General features: G+C 48.1%; 7 protein-coding genes. 2 read left to right on the forward strand and 5 right to left on the reverse strand.

The window, feature by feature from the left end; genetic code table 11:
- Positions 1-305 precede the first annotated feature (305 nt).
- Positions 306-1,073: a cobalt-precorrin-6A reductase gene (locus QUA16_RS09200; protein ID WP_333107061.1), complete on the forward strand. Its 768-nt coding sequence runs from the start codon at positions 306-308 to the stop codon at positions 1,071-1,073.
- Between the two features lie 250 nt (positions 1,074-1,323).
- On the opposite strand, the gene QUA16_RS09205 is transcribed toward QUA16_RS09200, so the two are convergent.
- The 5 genes from QUA16_RS09205 to hpsA form a co-directional block, all read right to left on the reverse strand.
- Positions 1,324-1,962 carry a Uma2 family endonuclease gene (locus tag QUA16_RS09205; protein ID WP_333107037.1) on the reverse strand — a complete coding sequence of 213 codons (639 nt, stop codon included), beginning with the start codon at positions 1,960-1,962 and terminating at the stop codon, positions 1,324-1,326.
- Between the two features lie 114 nt (positions 1,963-2,076).
- Complete coding sequence (locus tag QUA16_RS09210) at positions 2,077-2,712, reverse strand: prepilin-type N-terminal cleavage/methylation domain-containing protein (RefSeq protein ID WP_333107038.1); 636 nt, start codon at positions 2,710-2,712, stop codon at positions 2,077-2,079.
- A 58-nt stretch (positions 2,713-2,770) separates the two neighbouring features.
- Positions 2,771-3,817, reverse strand: a complete 1,047-nt coding sequence (gene hpsC / locus QUA16_RS09215) for a hormogonium polysaccharide secretion pseudopilin HpsC (RefSeq protein ID WP_333107039.1) — start codon at positions 3,815-3,817, stop codon at positions 2,771-2,773.
- Positions 3,818-3,896: 79 nt separating this feature from the next.
- Positions 3,897-4,541 (reverse strand): hormogonium polysaccharide secretion pseudopilin HpsB, encoded by a 645-nt coding sequence (hpsB, locus tag QUA16_RS09220; RefSeq protein ID WP_333107040.1) that lies wholly within the window; start codon positions 4,539-4,541, stop codon positions 3,897-3,899.
- Between the two features lie 40 nt (positions 4,542-4,581).
- Positions 4,582-9,585: a hormogonium polysaccharide biosynthesis protein HpsA gene (gene hpsA / locus QUA16_RS09225; protein ID WP_333107041.1), complete on the reverse strand. Its 5,004-nt coding sequence runs from the start codon at positions 9,583-9,585 to the stop codon at positions 4,582-4,584.
- A 924-nt stretch (positions 9,586-10,509) separates the two neighbouring features.
- Here hpsA and QUA16_RS09230 point away from each other — a divergent pair.
- Positions 10,510-11,274 carry a sulfotransferase domain-containing protein gene (locus QUA16_RS09230; RefSeq protein WP_333107042.1) on the forward strand — a complete coding sequence of 255 codons (765 nt, stop codon included), beginning with the start codon at positions 10,510-10,512 and terminating at the stop codon, positions 11,272-11,274.
- Positions 11,275-12,016: the final 742 nt, after the last annotated feature.

The raw sequence follows: 12,016 nt of genomic DNA on the forward strand, positions 1-12,016 counted from the left end.
TTAGCCGTAGGGGCGGGTTCGCCAACAGCCTTAAAGCTTGCAAATAGGTTCTATAAACCCGCCCGACCCCACGAAAAGTCCTCTTATTGATATTGCTGCAAGATGTCTGTTTTAACCCAATGCGCTTGGGTTAAGCCCGATCGCCCCTAGCCAAGGGCGGGCACGGGGAGTAGGGGTCGCACCGCCCCTACAAAGGGGGGGACAAGAAATTACTCAAAGTCAACCCCTACTCCCCTTCTTAAGGGGGATTTAGGGGGAGCGAGATATGTGCAACTTCACATTAAATTGGTATTAGGGATAATTTGGTGAAAAAACGGTTGCTAATTTTGGGCGGGACGGGGGATGCTGCTGAACTGGCGGCAAGAGCGTCTCAAATTGCTGAAATAGAGGTGGTATCTTCGCTAGCAGGACGCACTCAACAGCCTTTTACCCCAAAAACGGGTACGGTGCGAATTGGGGGGTTTGGTGGGGCGGCTGGGCTGGCGGCGTTTTTGCTCGATCGCGCAGCCAACGGAGACGATCGCCCGATCGACTTCTTAATCGATGCTACTCATCCGTTTGCGGCTCAGATTTCTGCTAATGCTGCTCTTGCTGCTGCTGAATGTAATGTGCCCTTTTTGATGCTGGTGCGTCCAGCTTGGGAGAGGGTGGAGGGCGATCGCTGGATTGATGTTGCGGGCCACTCGGAGGCTGCAAGGGCTTTATTAGGGCAGTCTCAGCGGGTGTTTCTGACGATTGGTAGGCAGGAATTGGCTGCTTTTGCTGGTTTGGATGCTATTTGGTTTTTGATGCGGGCGATCGATCCTCCGGCACTCAATTCTCCTATTCCTAATGGTAAATTGTTGTTAGCAAGGGGGCCTTTTTCTTTGGAAGACGAGCGCCAATTACTATTAGAATATCAGATTGATACTATTGTTAGTAAAAACAGCGGGGGCGGTGCTACTTATGCGAAAATTGTGGCGGCTAGGGAACTGGGAATTCCGGTGGTGATGGTGCAGCGGCCGCCGATTGCGGATGTTGAGCAGGTTGCTGATGTTGAAGGGGCGATCGCTTGGTTAGTTAAGCAGTTATAATTTATATCATCTCCGTCGATTATCCCTCATACGGTAGGGGCGGGTTCACTAACAATATCTGCCAATAATTGACTATCTCGAAAACCCGCCCTTTTAATCGTTTCGATCGCACATAACATGATATCATCTTCGGTCGATTACCCCTAATATCATGTCCGGTGGGGGCGGGTTTATTGGATTTGGGATTTGTGTTGAATATTAGGGTGAACCCGCCCCTACTATAATCACCGGCAAATTTGTCCTCCCCCTGCTAAATTTGCGTTTTCACCCAATATCGAAAGGCTTTCATGGCGACGTTTCTGCCGGCTGTTTTGCTTTGTTCTAAGTATTGGGGGATGAGCTCGGTGATGGGGAAGTTGGGAAACTGGAGACTCCGATCGCCCTGTATGTATTTTCCATTTTGCAGTACGCTGATTTGCAGGTTGCGGCCGTTGTAGCGCCACAATTCGGGTACTCCTAATGCTTCGTAGTTGTTGAACTGAGTGCGGGAGGTGAGGTCGATTTCTATGGCTAAATCGGGAGGTGGGTCTGTTTCTAAGTCGATGCGGCTTTTGCCTCTGACTGCGGCTTCGTTTTGGATGTAGAAACAGGTATCTGGTTCTACTCCTTGAGCCATTTTTTGATTTTTGAATGTGGTGGAACCTAGAGACCAAAATTCCATACCAAGTTCTTCGAGTAGTGCTTCGACTAAGTTACCAATCAGGATTTTACCAACTTCGTGTTCGGGTAGGGGAACCATGATTTCTAATGTTCCTTTGCTGTATGAAAGTCGGGATGCGCGACTTTCTCCCAATTCTGTTAGTAGGGTTTCAAACATCGGCCAGGTGATGTCTTTGAGTAATAGTTGATTTCCTGGCTGGATGATTATTTGTTTTAGTTCTAGCTGCATTTTTTGACTGTTTTAATAGGATTTGAAATATAAAATAATTTAAGTTAATAGATTTTAGCAATTCAGAACTTATGCGGAATTGCTGTTAGAGGTTAATATTAAATTTATTGAAAACTAGGGTGGTGGTGGTGGGCAATCATTTCCTTCAGCAGTTCTCATTCCTCCTATGATAGTTTCCACAATTACGCACTGCTTAGCAGCGGTGTTAGGTAGAGAATTGGGGGGATAAATTGTCACTGTAAAACCGTCAGTTAGTTGTCGTGGCGTTCGGGTCTGTATTGATGGGGCTGTGATCCAGCCTTGGTAATTAAAAGTAATTGATTTGATGGTGGAAACTCCATTAGCTTGAGCAAAAAGTTTGACCTGTCCGGGCTTTATTTCGCCTCCTGCATCCAAATTTTGTGGAGTATTAGTATTGATCGTAAATGTTGGCTTAACTGGCGGATTAGCATTAGGATCGTAATTGAATGTAACTGTGACATCGCGCTTACTTCGCTTAGCTTCGCTTTGTGCACTTCGCAAGGTTTGGAGGACTCGATCGTTCACTGTGCGAACTCTTTGTCTGTTGATGAATACCTCCCAGCTTGGAGCGGCGATCGAACTTAATATACCTACGATTAACGCTATCACCAGCACTTCTAGAAGCGTGAATCCTCCCTCATCTTTTCTGAATGCTGTTTTGTTGTAATTATGGCTGGGCTTGGCAGCCGAGTTATGCAAAAGTTTTAATAATATTGGTGGCGTTTTCATAGTCTTCTCCTATTGTTTATCTGCGGGCGGCGATTGAGAAATGTGTTTCAGACCTAACTTATTTTCCTACCGCACCGAAACCTTGTACTTGCACGGTTGCTGTTGGGAAATATGCCGAACTGGTGGTTTTGAACTCAGCATCGTTGGCTTGAAGGCGGCGGAGGCTATTTCCTCTGATAGTAACTCTGGCTATGTTGTTAGATTTATCTACACAAGCGTAGAAGCTGTTGGTTGAGCCGTCGGCTGTTAATAAATCTGTTGGAGTTAATGCTGGTGCTGGTGCTGGTGGGTCTGTGACGCCAAGAGTAGTTTTACAGTTTGGTGGAGGTGGAACGTTAACTGTACTGTTGTCGATGTAGTTCACCAGAATTTCCGGCTTTGTTGCTGTCGATAGGGGATTTCTCAGTTGCCCAACCTCTGTCACATTTTGTGTTGGCTTGCTGGGGTCAAAATTTGCGTTAAAAGCTGGATCTTTTGTTTGACCAGTTGTTGTCTCAGCAGCAGTGTAGTAAGCCAAAGTTGACGGGTTTTTTACTCCATCTCTAATTTCATAGCGGGCAATGCGGGTAGGACAAGTGACTCCTAAAGGCTGACACCAAGTAACGTCGTTGTCTTTAAACTGGTAGTAAGCAACTAATGAAAGTACGTAGGCGTCGTTGCAATCGGCAGCAGTGCAGGTGTTCGGTCTTGCAGCCACATTGGGGTTAATAGGAACTGATTTTGGAATCTGTTGCCGCTTCCAGAACACGAGGATCGGAATTCTATTAGGATTTCCATTCTCGGGAAGTTGGTTTCTGATAGCAGGATTAGCCGCAGTTCCTACATTAATATCCTTATTATCGTAAATATAAATAGCTTGACTCAAATCTTGGGCTATGAAATCAACTGCTGCCTGAAGGTCTTGCTCGGTATTTGACTTGACTTGTTCCCTCCTGTCAGTATTCAGCATATCAACTACAAAGCCGAGCATCGGGGTAATGATTAAAAATGCCATAATTGCTCCGACCAATAGCTCGACTAGAGTCATGCCCTTTTCTGTTTGAGCTGGCCCTGAGCGGTTTCGCTGGTACTGAGTTTTTAGAAGCAACCTGAGTAAACTTTTCATTTTGACTTCTTCCTTAGTCGAGTGGTTGGGAGAGATTTTAATCTAATAACACTCACTGTAATTATGGGCGTACAGTAGTTCATGGTTGGTCGAGGCGATCAAAGATTGACTTATACGAAGGATTTCCGGTAGCGGGAATCTCTGTAGACATTTCTACTACTGGCCTTGTCCGATCGCCCAAACCAGAACCCACAACAGATTGCTTCGTAGTCTTTGGGGTCGGATTCAAAGTTACACCCGGAGCAAAGGAATCAGCCCTGTAAACTCGGACTAAGAGCTGATAGCCTTTTAATGTGGGATCGCCATTAGTAATAGATGTATCTTTATTTAGCCAAGCGCCCTGAACGTAAAAGTCTTTGGTGCTACTCGTCTCACAAAGTCCTGTTCCATCCATGTCAACGCAGTATAAATCGGTGTTATTTCCCGGAACTGGTGCGTTAGCCAAATCTGCCTGACTTGTCGCTGCGTATCGAGCGGGAAACCCTTTTATTGTGCCACCAAACTTAATTGACTCCGATCGCAAACCGTCAATGTAAGCTTTCGCCGCCTGCGTTGCCAGTTCTGTCCGCCGCGCTTGAACGCGAGTTGCTACTGAGAAGGCCATCACGGGGGCGATCGCAATCATCAGCACCGAAACTACAATCATCGCTACCAATGACTCAATAATCGTGTAGCCACCATCTCGCGGGTGGGATAAATTTTGGTGTTGTTTTTGCTTAGTCATAAATAGGACTCCAGTAATTGCGCGGCGGATAGTTAGAGGGTTAGAGGCAGTCGGCAGTTGGGATGGTTTCGGTGGCTTTCTTGGTGGTATCTGCTTCTAGAACTCCGCACATCAAAGTTTTTACCCAGTCGTCATTGCGAGCTACTTCCCGGAAATACTCAGCCGGGTTGGGTGTTGAGGGAGGAGTCGTGAACTTTCGGGTAAACAAGTCGGGCGGCTGAGATAGCAGACCCACGTCAAAACCCCAATCGCGCAGGGGCGGAATGAAGAAGGGAAGGCGACCTACCACATTGCCACTAACGGTGATACTGGCGTTACTGGTTCTGTAATAAGGCAATGGAGCGCCGCCAGTGTAAGTGATAGTAGTTGAGGGTGGGTTTGGCGATGAATCGAAAAGACTCCGCAATTTAGTTTGAGCAGTCTGCTGCGGAGCCGCCGGATTCAGAATCGGGATATAGGGGGCGGTGCTGTAGGCACTCCGGTTGAACTGGATAAAGGAACCCTGGATTACTGATCCAACGTTTCCATCCCAGCTTTCCAAGAATCGGGTCAAATTTTGCACACCGCCGTTAGAGTCACCGACGCCGCTACCAAGCGTTCGGGAAGGAGTATCATTCGAGCCTACGACCATATTAGATGTTGTCTTTACAGCCTTGGGTATCCACCCGGTGCCGGCCACGATATTTGAACCTGATGGCAAGCTGGTCGATGAAGCCGCAGCAGGCGCCGCCGTCACAATTTGGATCTGCAAAACCGGCATTAATAGCGGCTGCGAGCTTTTAGTTAGGTCTGCTGATGTTGCTGTTGATACTAATGCTGGTAAATCTGCACCGCTCCCGTCTTTCTGCGCATTGTTAAACACATAGGGAAAATTCTGTGAGCCGTAAGTCACGGTAGTACCGCCAGACGCAGCAGTCGTCCCAAACCACAGAGAATTAGCTGTTGTTAGATTTGCGCCCGGCCCACTAACAACTGTAGCTGATGTTCCTGTGCCACTAATCCCTAATGGCACAGGAGTAGTTGGCGTATCCAGTGCGTCAGATGTACGAGGAGTTCCCCCTCTCTTAAAAGCAACACGCCGGGGGAAGCGTTGCAGTCCTGGTGCTGGCGGGATAGCTGTTGTTCCAGCTCCGGCTATAAAGTCTGCACCGGTAATGTCAGTCCCTGCCTTTTTAGGAGCTGTCGGCAGCGGATTTACATACCAGTCGGCATCCGTACACGCAGAAACCGGGATTCTGTTACAAACTTCCATTAAATACTCGGGGAAAGCCCCGCGCCGCTGCACTGGAGTGACGAAGTTGTTGAAGTAAGAACTGTTAACAGGATTGTTGTTGTTTGCGTAGTTTGCATCCGTAACTGCTGTGCCTCCTGTGTTGACCAATTTGCCGCTCGTAGCTGTGAATGCCCCGCTGGAAAGTCCGTTTGTGACAAAGTTGTTGCTGTAAAATCCTTGCTGTTTGCGAGGCCTTACAGCAGCAGCACCGGCATTATTTCTGAGGTCAAAATCTCCCTCGTTGCGGAAGCCAAAACGGTAATTTTGTGAAAGCAGAGTGACTGCATCTGATAGTACGTTTGCGGGACGCCAACTATCGCCTGTTGTACAATTACCAGCTAATCGGGGGTCCTGTGGGCGACAGGCAAAGTTTTTATCGAGGTTTGTACGATCGTAAAAGCTACCCCAATCACCGGGCGGATCAAACTCTTGCTTGGAGTGAAGGTTAAAATCACCTTGGATATAAACCGGCAAATTAGATGCCAAAGTCAGCCCCTTTTCTATGACTACATCCGCCACAGTAGGAGTGGTGGGGCTGGGAAGTCTGGCTAGCTCGCGACCATTAACAAGTAGAATTCCGTTGGGCTTGCGAGTAGGATCTAGTAGGGAATCTGTGGGGCTGACTGTTTCGCTCCTACTTTCATCTATGCCGCCGGCAGCAAGAGCTGGGCGAAAACTGCGATCGGGCAGCGCATCGTCGCGAGTGGCATAAATAATCCCGCTATTTGGCAGTAAAGGCTCGCCCTCTACAGATGGAGTTTTTTGCCGCAGTACATTGAGGTCTATCCGAGTGGCGCGAATTTCTAGGGGTTCCCGTTCTTCTAAAGGCAGATTGTAGTTCCCTGTTAATTTTGCTGCTTGGCCTACTGTGGTTGGGCTACTCAGAGTAAAGGCTTCGTTAACGTTGGTTGTTGTCCAGTCATCGCGATCGATCGCCTTGATTTCTCGACCGTTCAAAAATGCTACTTCTCTGATTGCTCCGTGAGGAATCAATGCCGGATTGGCAGCGATAGTACCCTTGAGAATGCCCAGAGCGCAAAGAGTAGAGTCAATTGCAGCTTTTTGTGCCAAAGTGCGATTAGTGTCAGCCACTTGGAGAGCCTCTCTCAAAGGCCCGTTGGCAAACCGACCGTCGGGAAAGACTAAGTTGGCTTGATTCGCCAAAACGGCATCGCCACCCCTCAACAAGCCGTTAGCCCCCAGAGTGGAAGCACCCGGTCTTGCTGGTGGGGGGCCGTAGGTGATGCCGTTATTGGAGCCAATTTGAGTGCCACGAGCCCCTAGTTCTCCAAAAGGATCTCCTACAGGTTGACCGCTGACATCTGCTGGAAGTGTACTTAAATTTCTTGCCGTCGAAGCCGTGCTGGGGTCGTAATAGCTGCTGACGCAGGCTAGCGGTTTGTCATTAAACTCTCCCTTCGCCGAAAAGTTATGTGCATAGTGATAAACTACTGTCGCCCGCATCCGCAAATCGCCCTTGGCATACTGGGGAGTGTTGGGATCGAGCGGGCTAACTGCGCCTGTCGGCAGCCCTGCGGGAGGAGCAGGAAGGGCAGTGGCGGCTCCAGGCCAATTAATCCAATTTCCGTCAGCGTAAGCGCCACCAGCACTATTGTCATAAACTTGAGACCCTTGCCCCAAGGGTGACATCGGCATGGAGTCCGGCCATACGACGGGGAACTTCTCCTCCAAAGTAGTAGTTGGGTCGTCGTAAGTAGCCGTGTCCCCAGTTACGGGGTTGCCATTTGCAGGATTTATCCAACGGGGTGGTGGCAGGAAAGAATTTTTGCGCTCGTAAACCCCTGCACCAGTAATGACGCGCAAACCGCCATTGCCGTCTAATGGATTTTCCGGGAATCTCGCCCCTTCTTTTTCCCAGAAACCGTCGCGATCGATCGCTCCCACATCAGCGAGCTTCGTCACCTGTGGCGATCGTTCGCGCGTAGTGCCGCCGTCGGCCGGATTCCACTTCGCTGCTACTGTTTCCGGTGTGTTGATAAATTTGGCGCCGTCCCATCTGAGGGCTGGCAAGTTGTTACCAGCCACAACGCGATCGCCCAGAAATCCTTCTTCAGTAGGAGGTTCTGGTATGGGGTTTGTTGCCTCTAGCTTATTCAGCTTTAGGTTGATTTTGGTGTCGCCAGGGTTGGGAAGGCTCCATTTGTCTACAGGTCTTAGGGTGTCTTGGGTGCCTAGAATGGGTGGGGTTCCGGCCGGTGTTGCCCATGAAAGACCGTACCCTGCCGTTGCGTCTCCTCCAACAAGAGGCACTTCCGCAAAAGGAACCTTCCGGGTGAGCTGTTTAAAATATTCTGTCAGCGCTTGTTTGCGATCTTGGGTGTCCGGCCGCTGCTGCACTAACAACGGATCGTTAGTCTCGGGGTTGGTGCCGTTTTGTCCCATCTGCGCTTCTACTAGCAAATCTAGGCGCTTTGTATACGCTTCGTTGTTGTAAAGTACGTCTAAGGTAGGATTGCTAGCTGATTCCTCACTGGTCTTAATTTCTAGTTTTTTACCCAGCATGAATGCGGTTCTTGTACCCGCCGAAGGGAGGCTAGCTTTTTTGTAAAGGTGTACGTCCACTGCATTTTTGGTCGTGTTGTCAGTTGACACACCATTTACTACATTGCCTGCCACAACAATTTTGCTGTTTTCTTGCTCGTAGAAACAAGACTCTGGGCTGCTGACCTGATACAATTTGATGCTGTTAGCGCTACCCGCCCCTGATACCAGCAAATTACTGTTTGTAAATACCCGCCCGTTTAGATTCATCGGAGGTCCCGGCGATATTTCTAAATCGTCTTCATAAACCACCGCGTTGTTGGCGATAGGAATGCGGATTTGGTCTTGCTGATATTCCAAGGCTGAAATGCTGGAAGTGCCTGTGAATTTTTGATAATTACTACCCAATGCGGTCGCTTCGGTATCTGTTATGGGTACGTTAACTGTATAAACAAAAAAACTTTTTTTAAGTTTGCCATCTAGCCTGTACCAGCCTGAGTCGCCCGCTAAACTAGCAGCAGTACCTCCACCCTGCAAGCACTTAGGATTAAGTCCTGCCACTGACATCGGTGGCGTTCTTGCTTCCAGCGGTTTTCTTGGTCTTAAGAACTCGCCCACAGTAGGGCTGCTTTTATTGTCGTCCCTTGGGGGGGTGCGGAAGAATATTCCGTAGAGCGTAAAAGTGTCAAATTTGCCGTCGTTGTTCGTATCGACGGGATATCTCCAAGCAGTGTTTATAGATTCATTGGTTTCGAGATTAAAATTAGGAGCGTTAACGCGAAGATCGGGAGTTATGCCACCGGTACCGTCTAGGTTATACTGAAGTTTCAGGCGTTTTTCGTCCCCGAAGGTATAATAATCGGTTGCACTTCCACCTGTAAGGGGGTTTGCTATCAGCAGGTACAAATCTTCATCAGAAGGAGTACCCCTACCCTGGCTTTGATCCAGCATAAACTGAATTTTCGCTTTCGCCCGATCGAGCGCGGGAGTCGCGGCCGCCAGCACCTGCTGGTTCACGCGCACGTTACGCGCCGTATTCGCCCGATCGAACGATCGCAGCGTAATCGCCACTGTCAACAATATCACTACCAGCAAAACCATCGTCACCGTCGGCAGCACAAACCCCGCCACCGGCAGTCTCGCCCTCCGGCCCATAGCCATCAGGGTTTGCAGCATTGCTCTCATCAGCCGCTTAGCCCCGGATCTGGTAACACCAGCAATCCGCCGCAGCAGGGATACGATAATTTTGGATAATTTGCTCTTAAACATTGACGCCTTCCTGAATAATTTCAGAGATGGTATTGCTGGTAGTGACTGCTCGACAGTACAATCCCATCTTTATTGTTCCCATTTTTTGCAACCTGCATATCAGCCTCTTGCACAAATTTTAATTTGTACTTTGGCTGAAAAATAAAACCCACAAACCCGCAACCAAAATCGCCGCCGATAATATATTTTTCAGCGAAAGATTTGCCCCGCAGGGATTAGATATTCCTAACTCCACTCTAATCTAGTTAAATTGAAATGTCATACCAATTTTTTATGAGGTTCCATAGAATTTGATCCCCCCTAGCCCCCCTTAATAAGGGGGGGACAAGATTCTTCTCAAAGTCCTCCTTCTTAAGGGGGATGCGAGGGGGATCGAGATATGTTCAACTTCACATTAAAGCCGTAGGGGCGGGTTCGCCAACAGCCTTAAAGCTTGCAAATAGGTTCTATAAACCCGCCCGATCCCACGAAAAATCCTCTTATTGATATTGCTGCAAGATGTCAGATCAAATATAAATTGGGCGATGAATTTCCGTAATGCCCCCAAGTGCGATGAATTTCCGTAATGCCCCCAAGTGCGATCTCAACTGTTGCACCATAGTCAATCAGCCCTTTAGGGGCGGGCAAGATGCCCACCCCACAATAAAATTAACTGGTTCCCAAGCTCTGCCTGGGAACCGATGTAAGCGAGGCTCTGCCTCGGCCCAGACTATGGAGGCAGAGCCTCCGGATATGCGTTACCAGGCAGAGCCTGGTAACGAGTATAATCATTTAGGATTGCTATATATAAATACATCTTCAGTCCTTTTCAAAGGACTTGCGCTATGAGACGGGGGTTTTTAACCCCCGGCGGACTATCGGTACAAATGCCAAATCCGAAACACTGTCAGTACAAGTGCAAAATATAAACCTAGCATCCCACCCATGAAACAACCCTCCAAACCCCCCGACTTCATCATCATCGGCGCCCAAAAAGGCGGCACAACATCCCTGTACAATTACCTAATCCAACATCCCCAAATCCTCCCCGCCGCCCAAAAAGAAATCCATTACTTCGACTTGAACTTCGACAAAAGCCCAGACTGGTACTACGCCCAATTTCCCCAGCCCCAAACAGGCGAAAACCTACTAACCGGAGAAGCCAGCCCCTACTACATCTGTCACCCCCAAGTTCCCCAGCGCATCCACGATTTATTTCCCAAAGTTAAAATAATCGCCCTGCTGAGAAACCCAGTAGAACGCGCCATATCCCACTATTATTACTATATCAAAATAGGCTACGAATCCCTATCCTTAGAAAGTGCGATCGCCTCCGAACCCGAAAGACTCAAAGGCGAAATAGAAAAACTCCAAGCCAACCCAAACTACTACAGTTACGAACACCAACACCACAGTTATCTAACCCGCGGCATATACGCCGATCAACTCCCAGCCTGGATGAAACTTTTTCCCAAATCACAACTTTTAATCCTCAAAAGCGAAGACTTGTATACCAATCCCTTCGGCACATACAACAGCGTCTTACAATTTCTAGAATTACCGCCGCACCAACTACAAACCTACGAAAAATACAACGCCACCCAATATCCCCCCATCAACGACACAATATACGACCAATTGAGAGCATATTTTCGATCGCACAACCAAAGACTAGCCCAATTGTGCGATCGAGACTTCGGCTGGGATTAATTATTTCGGGAATTGTCGGGGCGGGTAAACCTGCCAATATCTCACAAATACAAACAATCTAAATAAACCCGCCCCACCCCACCAATAACCTACATGAACCTTGATTTCATCCCATCCTCCAAACGTATAGATCGATTTACCGTTGGGTGGGGGCGGGTTTACGAGATTGTGGATTATTGACGATGATTGTTGGTGAACCCGCCCCTACAAATCTTTTTGTCAAAATAGTCGGGGCGCTTTTTACCAACAATATCTAACAAATACAAACAATCTAAATAAACCCGCCCGTGGGATTAATTATTTCGGGAATTGTCGGGGCGGGTTTTACCAACAATATCTCACAAATACAAACAATATAAATAAACCCGCCCCACCCCACCAATAACCTACATGAACCTTGATTTCATCCCATCCTCCAAACGTATAGATCGATTTACCGTTGGGTGGGGGCGGGTTTACGAGATTGTGGATTATTGACGATGATTGTTGGTGAACCCGCCCCTACAAATCTTTTTCTAAAAATAGTTGGGGCGCTTTTTACCAACAATATCTAACAAATACAAACAATCTAAATAAACCCGCCCGTGGGATTAATTATTTCGGGAATTGTCGGGGCGGGTTTTACCAACAATATCTCACAAATACAAACAATATAAATAAACCCGCCCCACCCCACCAATAACCTACATGAACCTTGATTTCATCCCATCCTCCAAACGTATAGATCGATTTACCGTTGGGT

The organism is Microcoleus sp. S13_C3 (assembly GCF_036700905.1).
Classification (GTDB): Bacteria; Cyanobacteriota; Cyanobacteriia; order Cyanobacteriales; family Microcoleaceae; genus Microcoleus.

Bases quoted from the DNA above. Each gene is read 5' to 3' on its own strand.
- hpsA (WP_333107041.1), bottom strand. From the start codon at position 9,585: ATGTTTAAGAGCAAATTATCCAAAATTATCGTATCCCTGCTGCGGCGG.
- QUA16_RS09205 (WP_333107037.1), bottom strand. From the start codon at position 1,962: ATGCAGCTAGAACTAAAACAAATAATCATCCAGCCAGGAAATCAACTA.
- hpsC (WP_333107039.1), bottom strand. From the start codon at position 3,817: ATGAAAAGTTTACTCAGGTTGCTTCTAAAAACTCAGTACCAGCGAAAC.
- QUA16_RS09230 (WP_333107042.1), top strand. From the start codon at position 10,510: ATGAAACAACCCTCCAAACCCCCCGACTTCATCATCATCGGCGCCCAA.
- QUA16_RS09210 (WP_333107038.1), bottom strand. From the start codon at position 2,712: ATGAAAACGCCACCAATATTATTAAAACTTTTGCATAACTCGGCTGCC.
- hpsB (WP_333107040.1), bottom strand. From the start codon at position 4,541: ATGACTAAGCAAAAACAACACCAAAATTTATCCCACCCGCGAGATGGT.